26 protein-coding genes are annotated in these 25,400 nt (G+C 62.0%); 14 read left to right on the top strand and 12 right to left on the bottom strand.

Translation table 11 applies throughout. The annotated features are described in order from the left end of the window. The first annotated feature begins 215 nt into the window (after nucleotides 1-215). From EAO39_RS21155 to EAO39_RS21130, 6 genes are all read left to right on the top strand, one after another. Nucleotides 216-1,724 (top strand): amidohydrolase family protein, encoded by a 1,509-nt coding sequence (locus EAO39_RS21155; RefSeq protein ID WP_120971645.1) that lies wholly within the window; start codon nucleotides 216-218, stop codon nucleotides 1,722-1,724. An 89-nt stretch (nucleotides 1,725-1,813) separates the two neighbouring features. Continuing rightward, nucleotides 1,814-2,911 (top strand): ABC transporter substrate-binding protein, encoded by a 1,098-nt coding sequence (locus EAO39_RS21150; RefSeq protein WP_120971644.1) that lies wholly within the window; start codon nucleotides 1,814-1,816, stop codon nucleotides 2,909-2,911. 5 nt (nucleotides 2,912-2,916) lie between these two features. After that, nucleotides 2,917-3,756 carry an ABC transporter permease gene (locus EAO39_RS21145; RefSeq protein ID WP_120971643.1) on the top strand — a complete coding sequence of 280 codons (840 nt, stop codon included), beginning with the start codon at nucleotides 2,917-2,919 and terminating at the stop codon, nucleotides 3,754-3,756. Continuing rightward, nucleotides 3,753-4,625: an ABC transporter permease gene (locus tag EAO39_RS21140; protein WP_120971642.1), complete on the top strand. Its 873-nt coding sequence runs from the start codon at nucleotides 3,753-3,755 to the stop codon at nucleotides 4,623-4,625. Before EAO39_RS21145 ends, EAO39_RS21140 begins: the two co-directional genes overlap by 4 nt. 33 nt (nucleotides 4,626-4,658) lie before the next feature. Then, on the top strand, nucleotides 4,659-5,519 hold the full coding sequence (locus EAO39_RS21135) for an ABC transporter ATP-binding protein (RefSeq protein WP_120971641.1): 861 nt from the start codon (nucleotides 4,659-4,661) through the stop codon (nucleotides 5,517-5,519). A 34-nt stretch (nucleotides 5,520-5,553) separates the two neighbouring features. Next, complete coding sequence (locus EAO39_RS21130; protein WP_120971640.1) at nucleotides 5,554-6,927, top strand: LLM class flavin-dependent oxidoreductase; 1,374 nt, start codon at nucleotides 5,554-5,556, stop codon at nucleotides 6,925-6,927. Nucleotides 6,928-7,056: 129 nt separating this feature from the next. Here the strand turns inward: EAO39_RS21130 and EAO39_RS21125 are convergent, their stop codons facing one another. Then, nucleotides 7,057-8,241: a DSD1 family PLP-dependent enzyme gene (locus EAO39_RS21125; protein ID WP_120971639.1), complete on the bottom strand. Its 1,185-nt coding sequence runs from the start codon at nucleotides 8,239-8,241 to the stop codon at nucleotides 7,057-7,059. Beyond that, complete coding sequence (locus EAO39_RS21120; protein ID WP_120971638.1) at nucleotides 8,225-8,866, bottom strand: histidine phosphatase family protein; 642 nt, start codon at nucleotides 8,864-8,866, stop codon at nucleotides 8,225-8,227. Before EAO39_RS21120 ends, EAO39_RS21125 begins: the two co-directional genes overlap by 17 nt. Nucleotides 8,867-9,265: 399 nt before the next feature. On the opposite strand from EAO39_RS21120, the gene EAO39_RS21115 reads away from it, so the two are divergent. Genes EAO39_RS21115 through EAO39_RS21100 form a run of 4 tightly spaced genes read left to right on the top strand, consistent with a single transcriptional unit; the run spans nucleotide 9,266 to nucleotide 14,539 of the window. After that, nucleotides 9,266-10,855, top strand: a complete 1,590-nt coding sequence (locus EAO39_RS21115; RefSeq protein ID WP_120971918.1) for an ABC transporter substrate-binding protein — start codon at nucleotides 9,266-9,268, stop codon at nucleotides 10,853-10,855. A 6-nt stretch (nucleotides 10,856-10,861) separates the two neighbouring features. Beyond that, complete coding sequence (locus EAO39_RS21110; protein WP_120971637.1) at nucleotides 10,862-11,827, top strand: ABC transporter permease; 966 nt, start codon at nucleotides 10,862-10,864, stop codon at nucleotides 11,825-11,827. A gap of 10 nt (nucleotides 11,828-11,837) precedes the next feature. Continuing rightward, nucleotides 11,838-12,785 carry an ABC transporter permease gene (locus EAO39_RS21105; protein ID WP_120971636.1) on the top strand — a complete coding sequence of 316 codons (948 nt, stop codon included), beginning with the start codon at nucleotides 11,838-11,840 and terminating at the stop codon, nucleotides 12,783-12,785. 2 nt (nucleotides 12,786-12,787) lie between these two features. Continuing rightward, nucleotides 12,788-14,539 (top strand): ABC transporter ATP-binding protein, encoded by a 1,752-nt coding sequence (locus EAO39_RS21100; protein ID WP_120971635.1) that lies wholly within the window; start codon nucleotides 12,788-12,790, stop codon nucleotides 14,537-14,539. A 102-nt stretch (nucleotides 14,540-14,641) separates the two neighbouring features. Here the strand turns inward: EAO39_RS21100 and EAO39_RS21095 are convergent, their stop codons facing one another. The 5 genes from EAO39_RS21095 to EAO39_RS21075 form a co-directional block, all read right to left on the bottom strand. Next, on the bottom strand, nucleotides 14,642-15,130 hold the full coding sequence (locus EAO39_RS21095) for a DUF2501 domain-containing protein (RefSeq protein ID WP_120971634.1): 489 nt from the start codon (nucleotides 15,128-15,130) through the stop codon (nucleotides 14,642-14,644). Between the two features lie 117 nt (nucleotides 15,131-15,247). Further along, the gene (locus tag EAO39_RS21090) at nucleotides 15,248-15,931 is read right to left on the bottom strand and encodes a DUF4136 domain-containing protein (RefSeq protein ID WP_240467155.1); all 684 of its coding nucleotides are present in this window, start codon (nucleotides 15,929-15,931) and stop codon (nucleotides 15,248-15,250) included. A gap of 90 nt (nucleotides 15,932-16,021) precedes the next feature. Then, nucleotides 16,022-16,996 (bottom strand): tRNA 2-thiocytidine(32) synthetase TtcA, encoded by a 975-nt coding sequence (gene ttcA / locus EAO39_RS21085; RefSeq protein ID WP_120971633.1) that lies wholly within the window; start codon nucleotides 16,994-16,996, stop codon nucleotides 16,022-16,024. Continuing rightward, entirely contained in the window at nucleotides 16,990-17,358 is a 369-nt protein-coding gene (locus EAO39_RS21080; protein ID WP_120971632.1) for a dihydroneopterin aldolase, read from the bottom strand. The genes ttcA and EAO39_RS21080 overlap by 7 nt, the downstream gene beginning before the upstream one ends. 30 nt (nucleotides 17,359-17,388) lie before the next feature. Next, a complete protein-coding gene (locus EAO39_RS21075; RefSeq protein WP_120971631.1) occupies nucleotides 17,389-18,174 on the bottom strand; it encodes an SDR family oxidoreductase in 786 nt (261 codons plus the stop codon). A gap of 10 nt (nucleotides 18,175-18,184) precedes the next feature. On the opposite strand from EAO39_RS21075, the gene EAO39_RS21070 reads away from it, so the two are divergent. After that, nucleotides 18,185-19,300 carry an SAM-dependent methyltransferase gene (locus tag EAO39_RS21070; RefSeq protein WP_120971630.1) on the top strand — a complete coding sequence of 372 codons (1,116 nt, stop codon included), beginning with the start codon at nucleotides 18,185-18,187 and terminating at the stop codon, nucleotides 19,298-19,300. A gap of 174 nt (nucleotides 19,301-19,474) precedes the next feature. Here the strand turns inward: EAO39_RS21070 and EAO39_RS21065 are convergent, their stop codons facing one another. Then, nucleotides 19,475-20,467, bottom strand: a complete 993-nt coding sequence (locus tag EAO39_RS21065) for a tripartite tricarboxylate transporter substrate binding protein (RefSeq protein ID WP_120971629.1) — start codon at nucleotides 20,465-20,467, stop codon at nucleotides 19,475-19,477. Nucleotides 20,468-20,760: 293 nt separating this feature from the next. Between EAO39_RS21065 and EAO39_RS21060 the strand changes: the two genes are divergently transcribed. Beyond that, nucleotides 20,761-20,961, top strand: a complete 201-nt coding sequence (locus EAO39_RS21060) for a DUF2905 domain-containing protein (RefSeq protein ID WP_120971628.1) — start codon at nucleotides 20,761-20,763, stop codon at nucleotides 20,959-20,961. A 105-nt stretch (nucleotides 20,962-21,066) separates the two neighbouring features. Further along, complete coding sequence (gene trxC / locus EAO39_RS21055) at nucleotides 21,067-21,501, top strand: thioredoxin TrxC (RefSeq protein WP_120971627.1); 435 nt, start codon at nucleotides 21,067-21,069, stop codon at nucleotides 21,499-21,501. 45 nt (nucleotides 21,502-21,546) lie between these two features. Here trxC and EAO39_RS21050 read toward each other — a convergent pair whose 3' ends face one another. Next, complete coding sequence (locus tag EAO39_RS21050) at nucleotides 21,547-22,827, bottom strand: multifunctional CCA addition/repair protein (RefSeq protein WP_120971626.1); 1,281 nt, start codon at nucleotides 22,825-22,827, stop codon at nucleotides 21,547-21,549. 30 nt (nucleotides 22,828-22,857) lie between these two features. Continuing rightward, entirely contained in the window at nucleotides 22,858-23,541 is a 684-nt protein-coding gene (locus EAO39_RS21045) for a glutathione S-transferase family protein (RefSeq protein WP_120971625.1), read from the bottom strand. Nucleotides 23,542-23,662: 121 nt separating this feature from the next. On the opposite strand from EAO39_RS21045, the gene queC reads away from it, so the two are divergent. Continuing rightward, on the top strand, nucleotides 23,663-24,430 hold the full coding sequence (gene queC, locus EAO39_RS21040) for a 7-cyano-7-deazaguanine synthase QueC (protein ID WP_120971624.1): 768 nt from the start codon (nucleotides 23,663-23,665) through the stop codon (nucleotides 24,428-24,430). Nucleotides 24,431-24,538: 108 nt separating this feature from the next. On the opposite strand, the gene EAO39_RS21035 is transcribed toward queC, so the two are convergent. Together EAO39_RS21035 and EAO39_RS21030 are read right to left on the bottom strand one after the other, a co-directional pair. Next, entirely contained in the window at nucleotides 24,539-24,826 is a 288-nt protein-coding gene (locus EAO39_RS21035) for a hypothetical protein (RefSeq protein ID WP_120971623.1), read from the bottom strand. Further along, complete coding sequence (locus EAO39_RS21030; protein ID WP_120971622.1) at nucleotides 24,823-25,395, bottom strand: 5-formyltetrahydrofolate cyclo-ligase; 573 nt, start codon at nucleotides 25,393-25,395, stop codon at nucleotides 24,823-24,825. Before EAO39_RS21030 ends, EAO39_RS21035 begins: the two co-directional genes overlap by 4 nt. Between the last annotated feature and the right edge of the window lie 5 nt (nucleotides 25,396-25,400).

Genomic DNA, 25,400 nt, shown 5'->3' with positions numbered 1-25,400 from the left:
CTGAAGTTGCGCCAGCTCACATATGCCAGACCAGCCAGGCTGCTCGCCTGGCATTTCTTTTGGCGCTGGTTTTCAGGCCTGCATATGTTTGCTGGCATGGAGGAATGACGCAAACATCTAAGCTAAATAACGAATAAGAAACGCATTTTTTATTCGTTCTGTTTTCTCTCGTGATTTCGTACTCTGGCTGCACGAGTCCACGAAGGAAAACAGTCATGACGAACCGACTTCCAAACAAAGAATCCTCACGCTCCGTTGCCGTGAAATCGCGGCTGGATTACCCCGTGGTCGACACCGACGTGCATGTCAATGACTACACGCCCGCGCTGGAGGATTACGTGCAGCATTACGGCGGTTCTGCGCTGGTGGATGCCCTGAGAAAGGCGCTGGGTGGACGCTTTGCCACGCGCTCTGCCGCAGGCAAGGACTGGTACCAGCAGACGCCTGAGGAGCGCCAGCACCATCGCACCCTGCGTTCGCCCTGGTGGGCACGGGTCACGCGCAACACGCTGGATCTGGCGACCTATACTTTGCCCGATCTGTTGGCGGAGCGACTGCAGGAACAGGGTGCTGACTATTCGGTGCTGTTTCCCAACGATGTGCTGGCACCGGCCGCTGCCGGTGATGAGTTTCGCCAGCCTTTGCACCGGGCCATCAACCACTTTCATGCCGACCTCTACCGCAAGCATGCGCACCGGCTGACGCCTGTGGCGGGGATTCCCTTGAATACGCCCCAGGAAGGTATTGAGGAACTGGAGTTTGCGGTCAAGACCCTGGGGCTCAAGGTCATCAATATCGCCGGTGGCGTGCGCAGGCCGATTGCCGCCATTGCGGCCAAATATCCCAAGGCAGAGCATCCGGAGGTGGCCCGTCATGCCAGCTATACCGACTTTTACGGCATAGACAGCCCTTATGACTACGACCCCTTCTGGGCCAAGGTGGTTGAGTTGGGCGTGCCCGTGACCACGCACTATGGCAGCCAGGGCTGGACGGGTCGGCAGTCGATCAGCAACTACATGTTCAATCACATCGGTCACTTTGCCGATGGTTCGCAGGCTTTTGCCAAGGCGCTGTTCTTTGGCGGCGTGACCCGGCGCTTCCCGGGGCTGCGCGTGGCCTTGCTCGAAGGCGGTGCAGATTGGGGTTCGCATGTGTTCACCCATCTGGTGGACCGCTTCGAAAAGCGCAACCGCCATGCGGTGCAGAACTACAACCCGGCCGAGGCCGACATCGAGTTGCTGGCCGCTCTGTTCGAGCAGTACGGTGCGGATCTGACCAAGGGCAAGCCTGTGAACCCGCAGACGCTGCTGCGCGACAGCCTGGGTACATCGGCGCTGCCGCATAGCAGGGATCCCCAAGGCGATGAGCTCGATGACTTCCTGGCAGCGGGCATCGAGAGCGTGGCTGATATCCGCGACCGCTGGGTCAAACCGTTTTACTTCGGTTCGGAAGCCGATGATCGAACCGTGGCCGCCGCCTTCAACACCAAGGTGAACCCGCTGGAGACCCGAATCAATGCGATCTGGTCCTCCGATATCGGGCACTGGGATGTTCCCGATCTGACCGAGCCGCTGGCCGAGAGCTGGGACCTGGTGGAGCAAGGTGTGATCACCGCCGATGACTTCCGGGCTTTGGTCTTCGAAAACCCTTATCGCTTCTATACCGAGGCCAACCCCGAATTCTTCGCCGGCACAGCCATCGCAGACAAGCTGGCCAAGCGCTGAACGCGCTTCGGCGCTCTATCCCATTGCCCGCCGAAGGCCGTACGCATGGCGCGTGCGGCCCGGGCACTCTTTTGCCCCAAGGAATTCATATGACACACACCTTCACGCGCGCCCGGCGCACCGCCTTGCTGGCGTTTGGTCTGCTTTACGGCGCCATCAGCTACGCGGCCCCGCCCCAGGTCATCCGCATCGGTGTGGCTACCGCCGGTGGCGGCGAACCCGTCACCTGGGGCGGCTCCCCGGGTGGTGTGTTGCGTGCCAACCAGTGGCTTGAGGAGGCTTTCAAGGATTCGGGCAGTCGCGTGGAATGGCTGTTCTTCAAAGGTGCCGGGCCGGCAGTGAATGAGGCGCTGTCCAACAAGCAGATCGACTTTGCCTACCAGGGCGATCTGCCCTCCATCGTGGGCCGCGCCAACGGACTGAAAACCAAGCTGCTGCTGGCCAGCGGGGTGCGCAACAACCTGTATGTGGTGGCTCCGTCGCAGTCGGATCTCAAGAGCATCGAGGATCTCAAGGGGCGCAAGGTCTCCATCTTCCGTGGCACGAACGGCCATCTGGTCGCCATCAATGCGCTGGGCAGCGTGGGGCTGTCCGAGCGGGATCTGAAAGTGGTCAATCTCGATACCGGAAGTTCTCAGGCGGCTCTGGTATCCAGCGGCGTGGATGCCGCTTTTGGCGGCTATGAGTGGTTCAAGGTGCGTGACAAAGGCCTGGCCAAAGTCATCTATTCCACGCAAGGGCAAGACCCTGCGCTGACCCGCCAGGCCTCGCTGCTGGTGCGCGAGGATTTCGAAAAAGAGCACCCGGAGCAGGTGCAGAAGGTCGTGGATCAATTCGTCCGTGCCGCGAACTGGTCGTCGGATGAAAAGAACCGGGTCGAGCTGTTCCAGATCTGGGCGCGCAGCGGAACCCCTGTGGCCTCCTGGGAGGCCGAGCTGGACAGGCAATCGCTGGCCGTGCGCAACTCACCGCTGCTCGATGATTTCCTCGTGGCGCGCTACAAGGCGGTTTCCAGCGATGCTGCCAAGCTCAAACTGATTCGCCGCCCGGTGGCCTTGGAGGGCTGGTTTGAGCCGCGTTATCTCCAGACCGCACTCAAACAGCAGGGACTGGAAAAGCGCTGGGTGGCCTTTGACGCCAAGGGCCAGGCAAAGTCCTCTGCTTCCACACCGGTCGCTCAGCGCTGAATAGCATGGCAAAGACTCTTGCTTCCCCATTTGGAGCGCTGGATGTGAATAGCCGCTGGCGCTTGCAAAGCCTGTTGCAAGCGGCCGATCCTTTCTGGCTGCCGCTTGCCCTGTTTGCCTTGTGGGCAGTGGGTGCCGCCCAGGGGTGGATTTCCGCCCAGGTGTTGCCGCCGCCGCAGTTTGTCTGGGAGACGCTGTGCGAGCTGGCGACGAGTGGCGACCTGTGGCTGCATGCGCAAGCCAGCCTGCAGCGCGTGCTGGTGGGCTTTTTGGCAGGCAGCCTGCTGGGGCTGTTGCTGGGTACGGCCATGGGTTTGTCGAAAACGATGGAAGCCTATTTGCTTCCGACTTTCAACGCGCTGGTGCAGATCCCCGTTCTGGGCTGGATGCCTTTTGTGCTGTTGCTGGTCGGCATTGGCGAACCCTTGAAATACATACTCATCGCCAAGGCTGCGCTGGTGCCGGTGACGCTGGGCACGCTGCAGGGTTTTCGCCAGGCACCCGCCACCTTGCTCGAAGTCGGGCAGGTTTACGGGTACTCGAAGCACCAGCAGGTACTGGAGATCGTGGTGCCCACGGCCTTGCCCACCTTGTTCACGGCGCTGCGTTTGGGATTTACCAAGGCCTGGCTGTCCCTGGTGGTGGTGGAGCTGGTCGCCTCCAGCGAAGGTCTGGGCTATCTCATCGTCTACGGCCGTCAACTGTTCCAGCTCGATCTGGTGATGGCGGCAGTCATCATCGTGGGCGCTGGTGGTTATGCCTTTGATCGTCTTCTGGACTACGCCGAGCGGCGTATTGCTGCGCGCCATGGCGCCGTGCCTGCCACTTCAAGGATTGCACTATGAGCACCCTATTGACTTCATTGCAGACGGTCGGACGGCTGCCGTCGGTTGCTGCCGACAAGCAGTCAGCAGTCCAGTGCAGCAGCTGTGAAGAATCCGCCGAGCCGCGCAGCAGCAACACAAGGTTCACACGCTGGCGCGGCCTGGTGGTTCCCGTTGCAGCCTTGCTGCTGTGGTCGCTGGCATCGCGGCTGGAGCTGGTGAACTCGGCGCTGCTGGTGTCTCCCGCCCAGGTGTTCGAGACGGGCTGGGAGCTGATTGCCAGCGGGCAACTGTGGCTCAACCTCAGGGCTAGTCTGCTGCGCGAGCTGACGGGTTTTTTGATCGGTACTTCCGGCGGCCTGGTTCTGGGCGGGCTGCTGGGCCTGTGGCCTCGCTTCAATCGCATGGTGGGGCCCAGCTTCAACACCTTCAAGCAAATATCGCTGTTTGCCTGGATTCCGCTGATTTCGGTCTGGTTCGGCCTGGGCGATGTCGCCAAGGTGGTGTTTCTGTCGCTGGCGGCTCTGGTGCCGGTGGTAGTCAACACGACAGATGGCATACGCAACACACCACTCCACTTGCTGGAGGTCGCACGTGTCTATGGCTACACGCGTGCGCAGACGATCTGGCATGTGGTTCTGCCATCGGCGGCGCCGTCGATTTTCACCGGCCTTTATCTGGCGCTGGTGTATTCCTGGCTGGCCACTATTGGTGCGGAGTATCTGCTGGTAGCAGGCCGTGGCGTGGGCAATTTTCTGATCGAAGGCAGCGAGCATTTCCGTATGGATCTGGTGCTGTTCGGCATGTTCACCATCGGCTTCGTAGGCTGGCTCATGAATGCCAGCGCTCGTGTGCTCGAGCGCGCTCTGGCCCGGCGCCTGGGCCGCTGACATTGGCTTCAATTCTCAAGAAAGCAAAGCACCATGGTCACAACGATTACCGAAGATGATCTGCGTATTCACGTCGCATCCAAGCAGTTCGACAGCAGGCAATCCGAGGATGGCAGTCTGCAGGTGTTAAAGGACATCGATCTGCATATTCCCGCTGGCGAGTTCGTCAGCATTGTGGGGGCCAGCGGCTGCGGCAAGTCCACGCTGCTGCGTCTGGTGCTGGGGCTCGATACCCAATACGACGGCCAGATCGAACTGGGCGGCGAGCGCATCACCGGCGCCAGCCTGGATAGAGGCATCGTGTTTCAAGACCACCGTCTTTTCCCTTGGCTCACGGTGGAGCAGAACATAGGCGTGGGTCTGCGCAATGCGGCTTTCTCTGCAGCGCAAAAGCGCGAGCTGATTGCAGAGCATGTAGCCCTGGTCGGGCTTGAAGGCTTCGAGAAATCCTTTCCGCATCAGATCTCCGGCGGCATGGCGCAGCGTGTGGCAATTGCGCGCGGCCTCGTCAATCGCCCTCGGGTGTTGTTGCTGGACGAACCGTTTGGCGCGCTGGATGCGCTGACCCGCACACGTTTGCAGGGCGAGCTGCAGCGGATCTGGCAAAAAGAAGGCATCACCATGCTGCTGGTCACCCACGACGTGGAGGAAGCCGTGTTTCTGGGTGACCGGGTGGTCGTGATGGAGCCGCATCCCGGCCGTGTCCGGCGCATCGCTGAAGTTCCTCTGGCCCACCCTCGCAATCGCAGCGATCCCGAATTCATCCGCATTCGCGACGATGTTCTCGCTGATTTTCTGGGCCCCGACAGGCGCGGTCCGGCTGACGTGCCGCCGGCCGAGCGTCTGCCCTTGCCATCTTTTGCATTCGGCGAGCCTGTCCGCTTTGCCTGGTGATTTCCGTATTCATTCTTCCAACTGAAAGCCATCAATGACAACCAAGAAAAAGCAGATCAAGCTCGGTGCGTTTCTCATGCAGACAGGCCACCATATTGCAGGCTGGCGTCATCCACAGGCACAGGCCGATGCGGGTGTCAATTTTCGCCACTATGTACAGCTGGCGCAAAAAGCCGAGGCCGCCAAATTCGATGCCGTCTTTCTGGCCGATGGGGTGGCTGTGCGCTCCGAAAACCTGGCGGCGCTGTCGCGTACTGCGCGCAGCGATCAGTTCGAGCCGCTGACGCTGCTGTCGGCGCTGGCCGCCGTGACTGAACGCATAGGGCTGATTGCCACGGCTTCCACCAGCTATCACGAACCCTACAACCTGGCACGAAAATTCGCTTCGCTGGATCAGATTTCCGGTGGTCGGGCAGGCTGGAATCTGGTGACTTCGGCGACCAACGCCGAAGCGCTCAATTTCAGTCGCACGGCTCAGTTCGCGCATGCAGATCGTTATCGCCGGGCCCAAGAGTTCCACGATGTGGTGACGGGGCTGTGGGACAGCTGGGAAGATGATGCATTCGTGCGTGACCCAAGCCAAGGCATTTACCTGGATACCGACAAGCTGCACACCTTGAACCACCAAGGGCCTCATTTTCAAGTGAGGGGGCCGCTGAATGTGGCGCGCTCTCCTCAGGGTAGGCCGGTGGTGGTGCAGGCCGGGGCATCGGAGGACGGACGCGAACTGGCCGCGCGCACCGCCGAGGTCATCTTTGTGGCCCACCAGACTTTTGACGAGGCCAAGAGCTTTTACGCTGACATCAAGTCCAGAGTGCAGCACCATGGGCGCCATGCCGATGATGTGAAGATCATGCCGGGTATTTTTCCTGTCGTCGGTCGCACACAGGAGGAGGCAGATGCGAAGTTCGAGCAGTTGCAGGCGCTGATCGATCCTGTGGTGGGTCTTTCACTGCTGGCCGGTATCTCGGGCGAGGTGGATTTGTCGGCCTACCCGGTGGATGGGCCGCTGCCCGAGCTTCCACCCACTCAAGGCCCGCAAAGCCGTCAACGCTTGCTGATCGATCTGGCGCGTCGCGATGGGTTGAGCATTCGCCAGCTGTATCTGAAGATTGCCGGTGCACGCGGGCATCAGCAGGTTGTGGGTACGCCGCAGACGATTGCAGACCAGCTGCAGCAGTGGTTCGAGGAGGGTGGTGCCGACGGTTTCAACATCATGGGCCCCTGGTTTCCGGGCGGCCTGGATGATTTCATCGAACTCGTGGTACCCGAGTTGCGCCGTCGCGGCCTGTTTCGCACCGAGTACGAGGGGCGAACGTTGCGCGAGCACCTGGGCCTTGAGAGGCCTCAGCACCCCGCAGCATTGCGCCGTTTGCAATCCCAGTTGCCGCAAAAAATTGCGGCTTGAGGCCAGGCACTTCAAGGTGTCACTAGGATGCTTGAGAGCTCATTCAAGCGGATGGCTCTCCTCCTTTTTTACCTGCAGCCTGGCAGGCCTGTTGTATCTAGGAAGGCCATCAATGTCCCGACCCGGGTGTCAAGTCAGCGCGCCGCGTCCATCCACGCTGAAGATGCGCTCGACCACGCCTTTGAGGCGCCCGCCGCGTACGCCGATCAGAAAATCGTGCAGATTGACGGTAGGGTCGCAATGGCCGGGAATCAGCCATAGCGTCTCGCCCAGGACCGGCAGCCAGCCGCTGGTATTGCCTGCGGCGTTGTCCGGGTGCAGCACGCCGTGCTCGTCGCCGCCGTTGGCAAAGCGCAGCGCATGCTCGGCCGCCAGGGCATGCAGTCTGGGCAAGCCCGAGTCAATGGCGTGGGCCTTGTGGCCGGCGTCGCAGACGGCATGGTCGTTGCTGACCGACATGACCTGGGTCTTCACATACAGCGCATGCTCGAACACGGGCTGGGCCGCGTCGCGTTCATTGGCCGCGTAGTCAGCATCCATGAACAGAAACGAGCCGGGCTGAATCTCGCCATACACGCCGCTGCCGGCTTCGTTGACCATGGTGCCGGTGCCTGCTCCCGTAATCAGGGGGATGGCCATGCCGGCGCGGCTGAATTCATGGCTGCAGAGCTTGACCAGTCTGAGTACTTCGGCAATCGCCGCCTTGCGCTCCTGGGCTGTGCGCAGATGCTGGGCGCCGCCGTGATAGGCCTGCAGGCCTGCAAAGTGCAGCTGGGGCTCGGCCTTTATGGCCTGGGCAATCGCCACGGCGGCTGCACCGGGTTCGGCGCCGCAGCGGTTCTGGCCCACATTGATTTCCACCAGCACATCGATGGCCGATTCGGCCGCGCCAGCGTCCTTCATGGCCTGTGCCAGCCTTGCCACGCCTTCCATGCCGTCCACGGCAATCGCCAGCCTGCCGCCGCGTGTGCTCAGCCACTGGGCTAGGCGGGCAGCGCGTGCCAGCTTGAGGGGGGCGATGACTTCGTTGCTGATGAAGATATTGTTCACGCCGCCTTCGGCCAGCGCTTCGGCCTCCGAGACTTTTTGCACGCAGTGGCCGCAGGCGCCTGCATGCTCCAGCAGTAGGGCGATATGGGCGCATTTGTGCAGCTTGGCATGAGGACGCCAGAACACGCCGTGCTGCTGGGCAAAGCGGGCCATGCGCTCGATATTGCGATCCATGGCGTCCAGGTCGATCACCAGCGCCGGGGTATCGATGCGCTTGACGGCCTGGCCCACTAGGGCTTGAAGGTGTTCAGGAATGGATTTCATCGCGGCTGCCTTGGTTCAGGTGTGCAGTATCGGCCCAGCCTACCAAAGTCAGGCCTTCCGGGGTCCAGAGCAGGCGGTTGATGGCGGCGTTGCCCAGCTCCCAGCTGCGCGGAGCCTGCAACTCCTGGCGCGTCGCCAGCCGATAAAGAATATCCAGCACGCCGCCATGGGCCACGAGCACGATTTGCTCGCCTTCGTGCTGGCTGGCGATGCGATTGACCGTCTGCGCAATGCGCTCGCGCAGGGCGAGTAGCGATTCGCCGCTGCCGCCCATGGCGAAGTGTGGATCGCGGGTACGCCACAGATGGGCAACCTCGGGATGGCTGACTTCGATCTGCTTGAAGGTCTGGCCTTGAAACTCGCCAAAGCTGCGCTCGCGCAAGCCGGCATCGGCCGTCAACGGTGCTCCGCTGACCTGGGCCACGGCCTGCGCCGTGACATAGGCGCGCTGCAAGTCGCTGCTGTAGATGGCAGCAATGCTTTCATCGGCCAGGGCCTTGGCAGCCTGCTGGGCCTGCCACAGGCCTATGTCGTTGAGCGGTACGTCCAGGTGACCCTGAAGGCGGCCATCGACGTTCCAGGTGGTCTCACCGTGGCGGATGGCAATGAGGCGCGTGACGTGCATGGCGGGAGCGCAGACGGCGTGGGTAGTTGGTATCGGAAGCCATTGTCTTGCAAACAAAGCCTGTTGTTGGCAAGGCGGGCGTTGTTTGGTGCTCACAGGGGAAACATCGGATGCCGAGTCGGCAAAGCGGCCGCGCCCATTGATGGGCAAGGCGTTCCGGATGCCGGACGCCGGTTTTTTCCTTTGGAGATGGGCCTTGGCTTTCTCGGGGAATTTGGTACGCCGATTGCTTGCTCTATAGCCTGAGACGGGCCAAGTGCACGTTTCATTCATTTAAAAATAACTTTTAGTAATTATTTAAGTGATATAAAAAACTTCTGGTTATAAAAAGACGACTACATGCCAGGTTTGCAAGATGCCATCGCGGCGTTTGAAGATTCCTCTTTGTTGGAGACCTCCATGAACTTGAAGACCCTGGGCACTGCCCTGTTGGCCGCTGGCCTGTTGACTGCTGCGGGCCTGGCCCAGGCCGAAACCGTGCGCTGGGCACGTTCGTCTGACGTGACCACGCTGGACCCCCATGTGTTCAATACCGGCACCAACTTTGTGCTGATGCACCAGATGTACGAGACGCTGGTGAACCGCAGTGCGGACGGCAAGCTGGTGCCGCTGCTGGCCACCTCGTGGAAGATGACCAGCGATCCCAGTGTCTGGGAGTTCAAGCTGCGCCCCAACGTGAAGTTCCATGACGGCACGCCGTTCACCGCCAAGGATGTGGTGTTCTCGCTGAACCGGGCCAAGGGACCGAATTCACAGGTCAAGTCGCTGCTGGCCTCGGTGGAAGATATCAAGGCCGTGGATGATCTGACGGTGCAGGTCAAGACCAAGGGCCCGAACCTGATCTTTCCGAACAACCTGACCAACCTCTTCATCATGAGCGAGAAGTGGGCCAGGGACAACGGCGCGGTGGACACGCAGGATGCCACCACCAAGACCGAAAACGGTGCCACCCGCGCCGCCAACGGCACCGGCCCTTATGTATTGGCCAGCCGCGAAGTGGATTCCAGGACGGTGATGAAGCTCAACCCCGGTTACTGGGGCAAGGGGGTGGCACCGCTGCAGGTGACCGAGCTGGTCTATCTGCCCATCAAGTCGCCCGCCACGCGCGTGGCCGCGCTGCTCTCGGGTGAAGTGGACTTTGCCCAGGATATTCCCGCCCAGGATGTGGCACGCCTGAAGCAGGAGAGCAAGCTGCGCATCAACGAAGGGCCGGAAAACCGCTCCATCTTTCTGGGACTGAACGTGGGCGCTGCCGAGCTCAAGAGCAGCAATGTGAAGGGCAAGAACCCGCTGGCCGACCTCAAGGTGCGCCAGGCGATGGAGCTGGCCATAGACCGCGACGCCATCCGGCGTTCGGTGATGCGCGGCCTGTCCATTCCTTCGGGGGTGATGGCTCCGTCCTTTGTCAACGGCTATGACAAGGCCATGGCCGCCTATCCCAAGGCCGATGTGGCCAAGGCCAAGGCGTTGCTGGCCGAGGCCGGCTATCCCAATGGCTTCACCATCACGCTGCACACGCCCAATGATCGTTATGTGAACGACGAGGCCATCAGCACGGCCGTGGCCGGTTTCCTGGGCCGCGTAGGTATCAAGACCGAAGTCTCGGCCCGCCCCATCGCCATGCACAGCGTGGCCATCGTGAAGGCGGAAAGCGACCTCTACCTCTATGGCTGGGGCGTGCCCACTTATGACTCGGCCTATATCTTCGACTTTTTGGTTGCCACCCGGGGCAAGGAGGGCCGTGGCGCGCAGAACGCCACGCACTACAGCAATGCCGGTCTGGATGCCCAGATTGTTTCGCTCTCCTCCGAAAGCGACAAGGCCAAGCGCGATGCCTCGATCAAGCAGATCTGGGGCGTGGTGCAGAAAGAGCGTTTCTACATTCCGTTGCACGATCAGGTGATCCACTTTGCCTCGGTCAAGAAGATCAATGTGCCGGTTCACCCCGACAACACGATCTTGTTCAAAGACGTGAAGTTCGTGAAGTAAACGCCCATGCTGGTCCATCTGCTGCGCAGACTGGGCCAGTCAGTCCTGGTACTGCTGGCCGTCTCTTTTATTTCCTTCATGGTGTTTCGCCACATCGGCGATCCCACCATCAGCCTGCTGGGTGAGGACGCGACGCTCGAAGAGCGCGAAGCGCTCACCGAAGAGCTGGGCTTCAACAAATCCGTTCCGCTGCAGTATCTGCACTATGTGGGCAAGGTGTTGCAAGGCGATCTGGGCATTTCCTATCGCCTGAAGCGCCCGGTGGCCGACATCATCTTCGAGCGTCTGCCCGCCACGCTGGAGCTGGCGTTGACCGCGGCCGTGTTCGCGCTGGCCATAGGTATCGTGCTGGGCGTGTACACCGCGTTGCGCAAGGACGGTTTTTTCAGCCGCGCCATCATGACGGTGTCGCTGGTCGGCGTGTCCCTGCCCACGTTTTTGATAGGCATCGGCCTGATTTACCTGTTTGCCGTGGAGCTGCGCTGGCTGCCGTCCTTTGGTCGGGGCGAGACGGTGAAGATCGGCGGCTGGGAAACCGGCTTGCTGACCGCATCCGGTCTGGCCGCCCTGATCATGCCGGCCATCACGCTGGGCTTTTACAACATGACGCTGATCATGCGGCTGGTGCGGGCCGAGATGCTGGAGGTGCTGCGCTCCGACTACATACGCTTCGGCCGTGCGCGTGGCCTGAAGGAGAAAGACCTGTACTTCGGTCATGCGCTGCGCAACACGCTGATTCCCGTCATCACCATTGCCGGCCTGCAGATCGGTTCGCTGATCGCGTTTGCCATCGTCACCGAAACCGTGTTTCAGTGGCCTGGCGTGGGTCTGCTGTTCATCTCCTCCATCCAGGGCGTGGATGTGCCGCTGATCGCTGCCTATCTGATGTTCATCGCGCTGTTGTACGTGGTGATCAATCTGCTGGTGGACTTTTTGTACGTGTTGGTGGACCCCCGCCTACGCAAGAAATAAGGGCGCGGTAATGACAGAGATAGTCAAACAAGACCCCGTGGCCGCGCTGCCACGCGGCTGGAAGGCCAGCGATTCGCCGGTCAAGCGCGCTTTTGCCAAGTCGCGCCTGGTGCAACTGGCCTGCGGCACGCTGCTGCTGATCGTGCTGGCCACGATTTTTGCGCCGCTGCTGGCTTGGCAAAACCCTTTCGATCCCGCCAGCCTGGATTTGATGGATGCGTTCACGCCGCCCTGGAGCCAAGGGCTGGGTGAGGCCTTCTACCCGCTGGGTGCGGACGATCAGGGGCGCGACTTGTTCAGCGCCATTCTCTACGGCCTGCGCATGTCGGTGTTCGTCGGCGTGTCTGCCGTGGCGCTGTCCCTGGTCATCGGCGTGCCGCTGGGGCTGATTGCCGGCTATGCCGGCGGCTGGTTCGACACGCTCTTGATGCGCATCGCCGACATTCAGCTCACCTTTCCGGTGATCCTGGTGGCGCTGCTGATCTTCGGCATTGCGCGTGGCCTGCTGCCCGAGGGCTACCGTGACGATATGGCGGTGTTCGTCATCATTGTCGCCATCGGTCTCTCGGATTGGGTGCAATACGCGCGCACCGTGCGCGGCGCGGTGATGGTGGAAAAGCAGAAAGACTATGTGCTGGCGGCTCAGCTGATAGGTCGCTCGCAGACTGCCATTCTGACCAAACACATTCTGCCCAATTTGCTGGCGCCGATTCTGGTGATTGCCACCATCAGTTTTGCCCATGCCATCGTGGCCGAATCCACGTTGTCCTATCTGGGTGTGGGCCTGCCGCCCACCTCGCCTTCGTTGGGTACGCTGATCCGCATCGGCCAGAGCTTTTTGTTCTCCGGCGAATGGTGGATTTTGCTGTTCCCCTCGCTGGTGCTGCTGGCCTTGGCCCTGGCCGTGAACCTCGTCGGCGACTGGCTGCGCGACGCCCTGAATCCCAAGCTGCAATGACCATGAGAATAGACACACAAAACAAGGTGCCTGCCGGTGGTGTGCCCGCTGCTCCCGTACTTCGGGTGCGCAATCTCAGCGTCACCTTCGATACCTACAAAGGCCCGGTGCATGTGCTGCATGACGTGTCTTTCGACATCGCACGTGGCGAAATCCTGGGCGTGGTGGGCGAATCGGGCGCAGGCAAGTCCATGACCGGATCGGCCGTCACCGGCCTGATCGAGCCGCCGGGCCGCATCTCCGGTGGTACGGTGGAGCTGTTCGGTGAGCGCATAGACACGCTCACCGGCGAAGACCTGCGCCGTATACGTGGCAAACGCATAGGCACGATCTTTCAAGATCCGCTGACCAGTCTGAACCCGGTCTATACCGTGGGCCGGCATCTGGTGGAAACCATTTGCACCCACTTGCCGGTCAGCGAGAGCGAAGCCGAAGCCCGTGCGCTGGCGCTTTTGCAGGAAGTGGAAATTCCCCATGCCAGGCAGCGCATGGCCCAGTACCCGCACCAGTTTTCTGGCGGCATGCGCCAGCGCGTGGCGATTGCGCTGGCGCTGTGCGCCGAGCCCGAGCTGATCATTGCCGACGAGCCCACCACGGCGCTGGATGTGTCGGTGCAGGCGCAGATCATTGCCTTGCTGCGCCGCGTCTGCAAAGAGCGCGGTGCTGCCGCCATGCTGATCACCCACGATATGGGCGTGATTGCCGAGACGGCCGACCGCGTGATGGTCATGTACCAGGGCCGGGTGTTGGAAACCGGGCCCGTGCGCCAGGTGCTGGATGCGCCGCGCGAGCCCTATACCCAGGTGCTGATGGCGGCCATCCCCAGCGTGCACCAGCGTTTGATGCGCCTGCCCGTGCCCGAGGTGGGCAGCGGCAAGGTGACCCAGGCCGTGCCCTGGACTCCCAAGCCGATAGCAGTCGACGCAGCTGGCAGTAGCGCAACGCCGTTGCTGGAGGTCAGGGATCTGTGCAAGAACTATGAGCTGTCCGGCGGTTGGCTGGCCCGGCTGCTGGCGCATGAGGAGAAAAAAATCCTCAAGGCCGTGGATCAGCTGTCTTTCAGCATCCGCAAAGGCACGACTTTTGGACTGGTCGGCGAGTCCGGCTCAGGCAAATCCACCGTGGCGCGCATGGTGGCGGGGCTCACGCCGCCTACCAGCGGCCGGATCTGGTTTGACGGTGTGGACAAATGGAGTCCTGCGGCCCAGACCGTGGCCATGCGCCGCCGTTTCCAGATGATTTTTCAGGACCCCTATGCCAGCCTGAATCCGCGCTGGACGGTGGAGCAGCTGATTGCCGAGCCTTTGCTGGTGCTGGGGCTGACATCGGGCAAGCAGGAAACGGCGGAGCGCGTGCAGCAGGCGCTGCGCCGTGTGCGCATGAAGCCTGACGATGTCAAAAAGTACCCGCATCAGTTTTCCGGCGGCCAGCGCCAGCGCATTGCGGTGGCCCGGGCCCTGGCCAGCCAGCCGGAATTCATCATCTGCGATGAACCCACGTCAGCGCTGGATGTGTCGGTACAGGCCCAGGTGCTGAATCTGATGCGCGATCTGCAGGACGAGTTCGGTCTGACCTATCTGCTCATCAGCCACAACCTGGCGGTGATTCGCCATATGTGTGACGACATCGGCGTGATGCAGCGTGGCCAGTTGGTGGAGTCGGGCGAGGCCGCCGCCGTGCTGGACGCTCCCCAGCATGCTTATACGCGCGAGCTGATGGCGGCCATTCCCGATATCAGCCATGCGCATGCCTGAGCGCTGATCGGGCGGCAACAAAAAAGGCTTGCTGAAAATGCAAGCCTTTTTGCTTTCTAACGCTGATGGATCAAGCGCTAGTCGCTATGAATAGCGCAGTGATCAGAGCAGAGACTTGGCGTTGTCCAAGACGTAGTCGCAGGCTTTCTCCTTGAGATTGCTCTTGATCTTGTCCAGGCTGAAGGTCTGGCCGTTGGAGCCGGTGACCATGCCCATCAGGCCGTTCTTGTAGCCCTGGTCCTTGGGTTCTTCTTTCTGTCCCAGGCCTAGCTTGCCCAGCAGTTGGTCCTTGACCTGGGCGGCCTTGTCGGCATTCAGGTAGTTGTTCTTCATGCAGTAGGTGATGACGCCAGCCGCATTGCTGGCCGTGGCCGAGCCGCTGAGGCCGCCCAGGCCCAGAGCCGACAGGGCCGAAGCGCCGCCGGCGCCACTCAGCATACCGCCCAGACCCGAGGAGGCGCCTGTCGTGCTTTCCGCAGCGCCGCCGCCGACCTTGTCGCGCAGGGCATCGCCCCAGCTCGAGGCGTTGGCGGATAGGGCAGTGGCACCCAGCGTGGCGCAGACCAGAGCCGAGAGGGCAAATATTTTCATGGCATTTTCCTTTTAAGGCCTGCCTGAGCGAACACCGCTGCAGGCCAGACCATGACTCCCACAAGAGGGCTGCACATTAGCACGGGCCCATGGGGCACAACTGTGGAAGATTGCAACTCAGCGTAGCGGCGTGGCTGGCACTGGGGCTGCAGCGGGTGCAGTGGCCGGGGCTGCCGCCGGGGCCGGAGGCTGGATCACGGTGCGAACCGTGCGTGCACCTTGCGGCGGCTTGGGGAAGCCGGTCAGCGCGGCATCGAACAAGATGCCGAAGATGGCCGGGTCGTCCGTCCACACGTCCTGGCGCTGGGCCGAGGTTTCGTAGACGATTTGCTGGGTCTTGATATCGCGCATCACGATGCTGACGGCGCGGTAGTACTCCAGGGGCGGGCCGTCAAACATCATGCTGCCGCCAAAGCCCATGCCCCAGCCGCGACCGTAGTTCATGCCCCAGCCCCAGCGCGGGCCCCAGGGGTCGTAATACGGCCAGCTGGCATAGTCACGCGCGTACTTGGCCGTGGCCCTGATCTGCACGACCAGGCTGGGGTTGGAGTCGTCGCGTCTGAGGCCCACGTGGGCCAGCGCCTGCTGGGCCTGCGCCTCGATGGCGGGGAAGTGGACCTGATCCTGCTGGGAGGGCAGGGTTTCAAGGCGGTACGTGGGCGGCTGGGGCAGGGTGCTCAGCGAGGAATAGCTTTGAACCGTGCTGTTGACTTCACGGATCGTGCTGCAGCCTGTGAGCAAGGCTGTGGCTGCGAGGGCCAGCGCGCCCACCCAGCGGACATTCATCCAGCGCATCTTCATGGTGTTGCTCTCCTGTACAAAAAAAGGCCCATGGAAATGGGCCTTGCTTTGACTGCTTGCGTGCTGCTTAGTTCAACAGCGATGCCTAATTCAGGACAGTTGTACCACTTGTACGCCGGGCAGGCCAGCGAGCGTGGGCGCGCTGGGCAGCTCCTCGTGGTCGAATGCCATGTCGCCGTTGGGGTCGGCAATACCGGTGGCCTTGGCGTCTTTGAAGTTGTGCAGATTGGGGTCCATCATGTGCGTGGTCACCACATTGCCCATGGCGCGGAACATGCTCTCGATGCGGCCGGGGAACTTCTTTTCCCACTCGCGCAGCATCTCGCCGATGGCCACGCGCTGCAGGCCGTCCTGGCTGCCGCAGAGGTTGCAGGGAATGATGGGGAAGTTCTGGTACTGGGCCCAGCGCGCCGTGTCTTTCTCAGGCACATAGGCCAGAGGGCGGATCACCACATGCTTGCCGTCGTCGCTGACCAGCTTGGGCGGCATGCCCTTCATGCGGCCGCCGTAGAACATGTTGAGCATCAAGGTCTGCACGATGTCGTCGCGGTGGTGGCCCAGGGCCAGCTTGTTGCAGCCCAGCTCGTCGGCCACGCGGTACAGAATGGCGCGGCGCAGGCGCGAGCACAGGCCACAGGTGGTCTTGCCCTCGGGCACGACGCGCTTGACGACGCTGTAGGTGTCCTGGGTTTCGATGTGGTAGTCCACGCCCAGGCTCTTGAAGTACTCGGGCAGGATGTGGTCGGGAAAGCCGGGCTGCTTCTGGTCCAGGTTCACGGCGACCAGCTCGAACTTCACCGGGGCGCGCTTTTGCAGCTTGCGCAGGATGTCGAGCATGGTGTAGCTGTCCTTGCCGCCGGACATGCAGACCATGATCTTGTCGCCTTCTTCAATCATGTTGAAGTCGGTGATGGCGCGGCCCACTTCGCGGCACAGGCGCTTTTCCAGCTTGTGCTGCTCGCGTTCGATCTTGATCTTGCCGGGCGTTGCCGCTTCGGCTTCGGTGGCGTTGCCTTCTTCGGCAATCCAGGGGTTCTCAGTCACAGCGTTCATGGGGTTCACCATTGTCCGGTTTCGATGCGAATGGCTACTTCGCAGTCTTCAAAAATTTCAAGTTTGGCAATCTTCACGCGCACGCCACGCACGCCGGGCAGCTGCAGCAGGCGCTGGGCCAGCTTGCCGATCAGGCTTTCCAGCAGATTCACATGCTCGGCCGTGCATTCGTCGATGATGATCTGGCGCACCTTGCGGTAGTCCAGCACATGCAGGATGTCGTCATCACGCGGAGTCAGCGGCTGGGGGCCGAGATTGAGTTCGGCATCGACCTGAATCGGCTGAGGCTCCTGTTTCTCGTGCGCGAGAATCCCGAGGCTGGCGTCAAAGCGCAGGCCGTTGAGCGTGAGTATCTGTTGTCCGGAGGTGGTCATTGCAAGCGTGTGCGAGGCCTTGGCAGGCGCTCACATCATCGAAAAATCGCGCTCGAAGCGCTGTAAGTGCTGGCCGCCATCGACCAGCAAGGTGGTTCCCGTCATCGCCCGGTTCTCCAGTGCAAAGCACACGGCGGCAGCAATGTCCTCGGGGGCGGAGGAGCGGCCCAGCGGGCTGAGCGCATGCAGTGCCTCGAACTTTTCCTGGCTCAGCATATGGCTGGTCAGTGTCAGTCCCGGGGCCACGCCCACCACGCGCACGCGCGGGGCAAGTGCCAGCGCCAGCATGGTGTTGGCCGCTTCCAGCGCGGCCTTGGAGAGGGTGTAGCTCAAAAAGTCCGGATTCTGGTTCCAGAGCTTTTGATCCAGCACATTGACCACGGCAGCATCGGTCTCGGCCTGGCCTGCGGCCGCCCGCTCGACAAGGTGGGCATGCAGGGCCTGGGCCAGCAAGATGGGCGCGCCCGTGTTGCTGCGCAGATGCGCCTCCAGCGCCACATAGCTGAAGCTTTTGACATCGTCATGCTCGAACAGCGAGGCGTTATTGACCACGGCGTCGATGCGGCCAAAGTGCTCCACCACACGCGGCACCAGCGAACGTACCGAGTTCTCGTCAAAGAAATCAGCGTCAAAAGCGGCGCTAACTCCCGACAGTTCTGCGCAAGCAGCTACGGTTTGCATAGCTTCTTCGCGCGAGTCGCGGTAATGCACAGCCACTTGCCAGCCCGAATGGGCCAAGGCAAGCGCCATGTCGCGTCCCAGGCGACGGGCGGCGCCGGTCACCAAAACAGTGCGTGTTTGGGCAGGGATGGACATTCGTGGAAAAATGCGGGTTGTGACGACAGAACCCTTAAGTTTAACGAGCACCTTGCAATCGCGCATTGCCAAGGAAATTGCCGCCGCGGGCGGCTGGTTGCCTTTCGACCGTTTCATGGAGCTGGCGCTCTATGCGCCGGGCCTGGGCTATTACGCTAATGAATCGGCCAAATTCGGGTCTTTGCCCCAGTCTGGCAGCGATTTTGTGACGGCGCCGGAGATTTCACCCCTGTTCGGTCAGGTCGTGGCGGCCCAGCTGGTCGAAGCCATGGACCGCACCGGCACCGACGAAATCTGGGAGTTCGGCGCGGGCACCGGAGCGCTGGCCCTGCAGTTGCTCGATGAGCTGGCGGCCCTGGGACGATTGCCCAGGCGCTACACCATCGTCGATCTCTCCGGCACGCTGCGCGCCCGCCAGAAACTCAAGCTGGCCAAGCATGAGAGCCTGGTGCGTTGGGTGGATGTCCTGCCAGAGAGCATGGAAGGCGTGATCATTGGCAACGAGGTGCTGGACGCCATGCCCGTGCAACTGCTGCAGCGCACCCAGGGCCTGTGGCATGAGCGCGGTGTGGTCATGAACGGCGAAGTCTTCGCCTGGGAAGACCGGCCCAGCGAGCTGCGTCCGCCGGTGGACATTGACGGCCCGCATGACTATCTGACCGAAATTCACCGCCAGGGCGAGGCATTTATCCACACGTTGGGCGAGCGTTTGACCCGAGGTGCTGCTTTTTTCATTGACTACGGCTTTGGCGAGAACGAGTACTACCATGTGCAGCGCCACATGGGCACGCTGGTCTGCCATTACCAGCATCAGGTCGACAGCGATCCGCTGGTGCAGGTGGGTCTGAAGGACATCACGGCCCACGTCAACTTCACCGGCACCGCCGTGACCGCGCAGGATGCGGGTTTTGACGTGCTGGGCTATACCAACCAGGCCCACTTTCTCATCAACTGCGGCTTGCCAGCCAAGATGGATGCCGCCGGCCTCAAGGAACGCGTCATGGCAGCCAAGCTGATCATGGAGCATGAGATGGGCGAGCTGTTCAAGGTCGTGGCCCTATCCAAGGGCGTCGAGCCCTGGGGCCCGCTGGGCTTTGTGCAGGGCGATAGAACGCACAGGCTGTAAGCCCTGTTTTTTCGAGCAAGCCATTGCATGGCTGAGGCGAATGGCAATCCCCGGTGAGGGCTTGCCACACGCTTTTTATAGCGTCTGACGCCTGATTTAACTAGGTTTCAAGATAAAAATCATCTGAAATCAAGCCGCAGCATGCGCAAGCCGCTCCTAAAGCAAGGGCCGCGTTTACTGGCGCTGCAGTCCTGCGGCCTGGATGATGCCTTCCCAGTGCTTGAATTCGTTCTGGGTAAAGTTGCGGAAGGCAGCGGAGTCCAACTGGCGGGGTTCTCCGCCCAGAGCGGCCACCTTGGTTTTGAATTCGGTGCTAGCAGCGGTCTTGAGTGCGGCGGCCTCAATGCGCTTGACGACGGCTGCTGGCGTTCCCTTGGGCGCCAGCACGCCGTTCCAGGTGGCCGTCACAAACGAGGGAAAACCGCTTTCCTTCATGGTGGGCACATGGGGCAGCAGCGGCAGGCGCTCGGAGGAGGTGACGGCCAGCGCCTTGAGCTTGCCGCCTTGCACAAAAGGCAGGGCGGGCGTGATGTTCTCGAAAATGAAGTCGATCTGGCCGCCAATCAGGTCGGTCAGTGCGGGCGCGCTGCCCTTGTAGGGGGCGTGGACCAGATCCAGACGCGCGGCGCTCTTGAGCAACTCGCCCGACAGATGCACGGTCGATCCGGTTCCGGGCGAGCCGTAGCTCATGCCGGCACGCTGCTCACGCGCACGCCCCACCAGCTCGGCCACCGACTTGACGGGTGTCTTGGCCTCATTGACCACCAGCACGTTGGGAATGGAGGTCACCAAGGCGATGTATTCAAAATCGGCCAGATTTTTCTGGCTCAGATTCTTGTACAGGCTGAGGTTGATGGCCTGCGTGCCCGCCGTGCCGAACAGCAAGGTGTAGCCGTCGTTGCTGGCTGCAGCGACGCGGCTAGCACCAATGGCGCCGTTGGCGCCGGCAATGTTTTCCACCACCACGGGTTGGCCCAGCGTTTCGGACATGCCTTGCGACAGCAGGCGGGCTACGACATCGGTGTTGCCGCCGGGAGCGAAGGGCACTACCAGCTTGATGGGGCGGGCGGGAAAAGCATCGGCAGCGGCGATGGCCGGCATGGCAACGGCGGCGCACAGCAGTGCGGCCGAGCGCAGAAATTGCTGGCGCGATAAAAATGTGGGCATGTCATGTCTCCTGGTTATGAATTGAGCGCTTGTGCGCCGGCGCCTGCGGGCAAGCGGGCTTGCCGCCTGACCTCGCGATGGCGTGGGGACAGAAGCCGCCAGCGCCAAAAAGCTGTGCGCATGGTGGGCAGGCGGTGTGTCTGGCGTCAATCAATCTTTTGGAAGGTGATCATTCCCGGACGGAATGTCATGCCAGGCCCGTGGCCGCAACCAGGCAAAGAACGGCTTGGGGCGGGGCAGTCTTTTCTGCATGCAAGACGTTTGACTCGCGACGCCCGTACACTTGGGCCATCATGATTCGCTGGCTGATTGTTATTTTCCTGGCCTTGTTGTTGATCAACGGCCTGCACTCCTGGCTGGAGCGCATAGGCCTGGGCCGTCTGCCTGGCGATTTTCGCTTCCGGCTGTTCGGGCGCGAGCTGTTTTTGCCCGTGGCCAGCACCGTGCTGCTGAGTCTGGTCGCCGCCCTGATCGCACGCTTTGTGAAACTCTGAGCCGCGATTTCCGGGGCTTGAATCTTGCCGCCGTGGCTGCAACTATCAGGCTGCCACAAGGCCGTCCGGCCTTGTCACCCGAAACGCTTGCCGAAAGTTCTGCCCATGTCCGAATCCCTGCACTACGTCTGCCCCCACTGCCACACCACCAACCGCATTGCCAAAGAGCAGCTGGCGAACAGCCCGGACTGCGGCAGCTGCCATAAGCCCTTGGTGACGGGCGAGCCTGTGGCTCTGGATGCGGACAGCTTTGCCCGGCACAGGGGCCGCAGCCAGCTGCCGGTGGTGGTGGATTTCTGGGCGCCCTGGTGCGGGCCTTGCCGCATGATGGCTCCGGGCTTTGCCCAGGCGGCGCAGACCTTGGCGGGCCAGGCGCAGTTTGCCAAGCTCGATACCGAGGCCCATCCCCAGGCCTCGGCACCTTTTGGCATCCGCAGCATTCCCACCATGGTGGTGTTCAAGGAAGGGCGGGAGCTGGGTCGCATCTCGGGCGCGCTGCCGCCCGGAGAGATCGTGCGCTGGGTGCAGTCGGTGATTTGAGTTCCTGCTGCGTTGCTGCGCGCCTGGGCGCATCAGCGGCAGAAATCAAATGCTCTGCCGGGTCAGCCAGTCGGCAATCGCCTGCTCGCGGGCCTTGCTCACGGCTTCGCCAATGGCCTTGCCTTTGAGCCCGCGCTGGGCAGCGGCCTGGGCTACCGGGGCGGTGTCCACCGCCAAAGCCGCTTGCATGGCGCCTCCCAGGCGCTGGCGCTGAGGGTAGGCGGCATCTTCAAAACCCAGGCGGCCGCGTGCATCGCATTCGCAGGCCATCAAGGCTTCTTCAAAACGTGCGGGCTTGCGTATGGCATCGCAGCGCTCCAGCAGGCGCAGCAGGGCGGCCGCATTGAGCTCATGGCTGCGGTGAATATTGCCGTGCTCGCGGGCCACCAGGTCGGCCAGCTCGCGGCATTCGTTGGGCACGCGCCAGCGCTCGCAAACGTCCTTGAGCAGACGGGCGCTGCGCTGTTCATGGCCGATATGGCGGGGCAGCACGTCGGCGGGCGTTGTGCCCTTGCCAAAGTCATGGCACAGGCAGGCAAAGCGCACGGTCAGCGGCGTCTGCAGCCGGGCCGACATGTCCAGCACCATCATGGCGTGCACGCCGCTGTCGACTTCCGGGTGGTATTCGGCGCGCTGAGGCACGCCCCAGAGGCGGTCGAGTTCGGGCAGCAGCACGGCCAGCGCGCCGCATTCGCGCAAAAGCTCGAACATGCGCGAAGGCTGCTCCTCCATCAGGCCACGGCTGATTTCCTGCCACACGCGCTCGGGCACCAGGGCATCGACCTCGCCGGCCGCTACCATTTCGCGCATCAGCTGCAGGGTTTCGGGAGCTACGGAAAACGCGGTAAAGCGAGCCGCAAAACGGGCCAGGCGCAGTATGCGCACCGGGTCCTCGCGAAACGCTTCGGTGACGTGGCGCAGCACCTTGTCTCGCAGGTCTTGCTGGCCGTTATAGGGGTCTACCAGGTCTTTTAGCTCGCTGGCGCTTTTCCAGTCTGCGGGGGCCGCTATGGCATTGATAGTCAGATCGCGCCGTGCCAGGTCTTCTTCCAGCGTCACATCTGCGGCCGTGTGCACCACGAAGCCGCGGTAGCCCATGCCGTTCTTGCGCTCGGTGCGGGCCAGCGCATATTCCTCATGGGTTTTCGGGTGCAGAAAGACGGGGAAGTCCCTGCCCACGGCCACATAGCCGCGGGCCGTCATCTGCTCGGGCGTGGCGCCCACCACCACCCAGTCGGTATCGTTGACAGGCAGACCCAGCAACTGGTCGCGTACGGCACCGCCGACCTTGTAGATCTGAAACTCGTTGACCTTCACTTCGCTCATCCGGCAATGGTAGTGGCTATCGGCGCGCTTTCAGGGCTGGGAGCGATAAGGTTCTTCAAAGGGCCGGAAGTCGCGCTCGGCGCGCGCCGCCTGCACCCATTCCTGCACGGCGGGCAGGTTGCTGACGCGCTGTACATAGGCTTGCACGGCGGGCGAGAGGGGCAGGGCGTAGGTGTTCAAGCGCATGCAGACGGGGGCGAAGAAGGCATCGGCAATGCTGAACTGGTCAAACAGCATGGGGCCGTTGGCGGCAGCGAGCAGCGGCGTCCAGAGATCCTGCAGCAGCTGCACATCGGCGCGCAGCGGCGGGTGTTCGACCCAGAGCTTGGCGCCGACTTCTGGCAGACGGGCCTCGATATTCATGGGACACAGGCTGCGCAAGGAGGTAAAGCTGCTGTGCATCTCGGCCACCAGGCAGCGCGCGCGGGCGCGGTTGAGCAGCTGCTGGGGCCAGAGGTGTTTTTCCGGAAACTTCTCGGCCAAGTATTCGCTGATGGCCAGACTGTCCCACAGCCTCAGTCCGCCGTCGATGAGGATGGGCACGCGGCCGGCCGGCGACAGGGCCAGGGCCCGCTGCTTGAAGCTGGAGTCCGGACCGAAGCCGTCAAACCGCAGCATCTGCTCCTCGAAGGCAATCCCGGTCTGGCGCATCAGCACCCAGGGGCGCATAGACCAGGATGAATAGTTTTTGTTGCCTATGTAAAGAGTGAGCATGACAGTCTCCAGCAGTGCGGGCTCAAGCTTAGCAATGAATGGCTGAAGCTGCCTATACCTTGTCTACGGCATAGCCCGGCGGCCTCTGCGGTCGTGGGCGCGGTGATCTAATTGCAGGCCTATGTCCCAAACTACGTCCCACACTCCCCACCCCACCTCCACGCCGGCCGGCGCAGGCCATCACAAGACGGCTCTGGTGCTGTTTTCCGGCGGCCAGGACTCGACCACCTGCCTGGCCCAGGCGCTGGCCATGTATGAGCGCGTGGAGACGCTGGGTTTTGACTACGGTCAGCGCCATAGCGTGGAGATGGAGGTGAGGCTGAGCGTGCGCCAGGAGCTGGCCCGCCGCTTCCCCCAGTGGGCGCCGCGCCTGGGTGAGGACCATGTGCTCTCGCTGGATGTGCTCAAGCAGATCGGCGGCTCGTCCCTGACCGATGACGTGGCGTTTGCCATGCAGGCCGACGGCTTGCCCAACACTTTTGTGCCGGGGCGCAATCTGCTGTTTCTCACGCTGGCGGGTGCGCTGGCCTACCGCCGCGGTTTGACGGTCATCGTCACCGGCGTTTGCGAGACCGATTACTCCGGCTACCCCGATTGCCGTGACGACACCATGAAGGCCCAGCAGCTGGCGCTGAATCTGGGGTTGGAGCGCAGGCTGCGCATTGATACGCCGCTGATGTGGCTGGACAAGGCCCAGACCTGGCAAATGGCCCACGACCTGGGCGGCGATGCGCTGGTCGAGCTGATCCGCACCGAGACCCATACCTGCTACCAAGGCGTGCGCGAGGAGCTGCACGACTGGGGCTATGGCTGCGGCAACTGCCCGGCTTGCGAGCTGCGTGCACAAGGCTGGAAGCACTGGCGGGCCGCCAGCGCCGCTCAGTCCTAAAACAGGAGCATCTGTCACATGATTTCAATGGATTTCAGATAAAAATCACATTGAAATCAAGGTTGAAATTACGCTGGCTGCTCTCTAATCAGGAGCGCTGACAGCGCTTCAGCTCGGTGCTGCCGTTTCCAGTCGGGTGCTTGCGGGGCGCAGGGCTTTCTGGCCGGCATGGATCTGATCGACCATCTGGCTGATCCAGCTATGGCTTTCAGGCTGCTCGAACAGAAAATCCCAGATGGCATCGTGCTGCGCAGGCGTGAGGCTGCGCGGCCCGTGGCGCCGCATATGGGCTTGCAGACGCTGAACCTCGCCGTGCGACAGCGGTTGCTGCATGACGGTCAGCGGCGGACGCTGCCGGTAGCGGCGCTGGGGAATGTTTTTGCGCGGATGACTCATACCGGCCAGACCACGCCGTTGTCGTTGAGGATGGCGTCCAGCGGCAAATCGTGGGCTTCGGGGCTGAAGTCATCCACATAGCCGTTGGTATAGCCCAGGCCCACAGTAAAGGGCCGAGGCTGCAGCGCTGCCAGCGTGCGGTCATAAAAACCGCCGCCATAGCCCAGGCGGTAGCCGCCGGCGGCATAACCCACGCAGGGCACGAAAAGCAGCGTGGGCGTGAGCACCTCGGTATCCTTGGGTTTGGGGATGCCATAGGCATCCTCTTCCATGGGGCAACCGGGGTACCAGGCATGAAAGCTCAGCGTCTTGCGTTGCTTATCGATGACGGGCAGTCCAATCTTGCGCCGTTGTGGAGTACCCTGTAGCTCGCCATCTTCTTTCCAGCGATGCAGGGCTGGCAGCGGATCGAACTCTCCCTTGATGGGCCAATAGGCGCCAATCACGGAATCGGGCCGGTCTATCAGCCAAAAGCGCATCACCTGCTGCAGCGCCTCCGCGCGCTGCAAGCGGTCGGAAAGGTTAAGGCGCTGGTCAATCAACTTGCGGCGTAAAGCTGCTTTGTCCATCAGAT

It is taken from the genome of Comamonas sp. lk, from assembly GCF_900564145.1.
Lineage (GTDB): Bacteria > Pseudomonadota > Gammaproteobacteria > Burkholderiales > Burkholderiaceae_C > Comamonas.
This window is presented reverse-complemented; position numbering and strand designations above follow the sequence as displayed.

What these genes read in the sequence shown, in the direction of transcription:
- EAO39_RS21120 (WP_120971638.1), bottom strand. Translation starts at nt 8,866, where the DNA reads ATGCACGTCACGCGCCTCATTGCCATCCGCCACGGTGAGACCACCTGG.
- EAO39_RS21075 (WP_120971631.1), bottom strand. Translation starts at nt 18,174, where the DNA reads ATGTCCATCCCTGCCCAAACACGCACTGTTTTGGTGACCGGCGCCGCC.
- EAO39_RS21135 (WP_120971641.1), top strand. Translation starts at nt 4,659, where the DNA reads ATGGTCACAACGATTACCGAAGATGATCTGCGTATTCACGTCGCATCC.
- EAO39_RS21080 (WP_120971632.1), bottom strand. Translation starts at nt 17,358, where the DNA reads ATGACCACCTCCGGACAACAGATACTCACGCTCAACGGCCTGCGCTTT.
- EAO39_RS21150 (WP_120971644.1), top strand. Translation starts at nt 1,814, where the DNA reads ATGACACACACCTTCACGCGCGCCCGGCGCACCGCCTTGCTGGCGTTT.
- EAO39_RS21155 (WP_120971645.1), top strand. Translation starts at nt 216, where the DNA reads ATGACGAACCGACTTCCAAACAAAGAATCCTCACGCTCCGTTGCCGTG.
- EAO39_RS21100 (WP_120971635.1), top strand. Translation starts at nt 12,788, where the DNA reads ATGAGAATAGACACACAAAACAAGGTGCCTGCCGGTGGTGTGCCCGCT.
- EAO39_RS21145 (WP_120971643.1), top strand. Translation starts at nt 2,917, where the DNA reads ATGGCAAAGACTCTTGCTTCCCCATTTGGAGCGCTGGATGTGAATAGC.
- EAO39_RS21130 (WP_120971640.1), top strand. Translation starts at nt 5,554, where the DNA reads ATGACAACCAAGAAAAAGCAGATCAAGCTCGGTGCGTTTCTCATGCAG.
- queC (WP_120971624.1), top strand. Translation starts at nt 23,663, where the DNA reads ATGTCCCAAACTACGTCCCACACTCCCCACCCCACCTCCACGCCGGCC.
- EAO39_RS21115 (WP_120971918.1), top strand. Translation starts at nt 9,266, where the DNA reads ATGAACTTGAAGACCCTGGGCACTGCCCTGTTGGCCGCTGGCCTGTTG.
- EAO39_RS21125 (WP_120971639.1), bottom strand. Translation starts at nt 8,241, where the DNA reads ATGAAATCCATTCCTGAACACCTTCAAGCCCTAGTGGGCCAGGCCGTC.
- trxC (WP_120971627.1), top strand. Translation starts at nt 21,067, where the DNA reads ATGTCCGAATCCCTGCACTACGTCTGCCCCCACTGCCACACCACCAAC.
- EAO39_RS21105 (WP_120971636.1), top strand. Translation starts at nt 11,838, where the DNA reads ATGACAGAGATAGTCAAACAAGACCCCGTGGCCGCGCTGCCACGCGGC.
- EAO39_RS21060 (WP_120971628.1), top strand. Translation starts at nt 20,761, where the DNA reads ATGATTCGCTGGCTGATTGTTATTTTCCTGGCCTTGTTGTTGATCAAC.
- EAO39_RS21045 (WP_120971625.1), bottom strand. Translation starts at nt 23,541, where the DNA reads ATGCTCACTCTTTACATAGGCAACAAAAACTATTCATCCTGGTCTATG.
- EAO39_RS21090 (WP_240467155.1), bottom strand. Translation starts at nt 15,931, where the DNA reads ATGAAGATGCGCTGGATGAATGTCCGCTGGGTGGGCGCGCTGGCCCTC.
- EAO39_RS21030 (WP_120971622.1), bottom strand. Translation starts at nt 25,395, where the DNA reads ATGGACAAAGCAGCTTTACGCCGCAAGTTGATTGACCAGCGCCTTAAC.
- EAO39_RS21070 (WP_120971630.1), top strand. Translation starts at nt 18,185, where the DNA reads ATGCGGGTTGTGACGACAGAACCCTTAAGTTTAACGAGCACCTTGCAA.
- EAO39_RS21140 (WP_120971642.1), top strand. Translation starts at nt 3,753, where the DNA reads ATGAGCACCCTATTGACTTCATTGCAGACGGTCGGACGGCTGCCGTCG.
- EAO39_RS21095 (WP_120971634.1), bottom strand. Translation starts at nt 15,130, where the DNA reads ATGAAAATATTTGCCCTCTCGGCTCTGGTCTGCGCCACGCTGGGTGCC.
- ttcA (WP_120971633.1), bottom strand. Translation starts at nt 16,996, where the DNA reads ATGGTGAACCCCATGAACGCTGTGACTGAGAACCCCTGGATTGCCGAA.
- EAO39_RS21110 (WP_120971637.1), top strand. Translation starts at nt 10,862, where the DNA reads ATGCTGGTCCATCTGCTGCGCAGACTGGGCCAGTCAGTCCTGGTACTG.
- EAO39_RS21035 (WP_120971623.1), bottom strand. Translation starts at nt 24,826, where the DNA reads ATGAGTCATCCGCGCAAAAACATTCCCCAGCGCCGCTACCGGCAGCGT.
- EAO39_RS21050 (WP_120971626.1), bottom strand. Translation starts at nt 22,827, where the DNA reads ATGAGCGAAGTGAAGGTCAACGAGTTTCAGATCTACAAGGTCGGCGGT.
- EAO39_RS21065 (WP_120971629.1), bottom strand. Translation starts at nt 20,467, where the DNA reads ATGCCCACATTTTTATCGCGCCAGCAATTTCTGCGCTCGGCCGCACTG.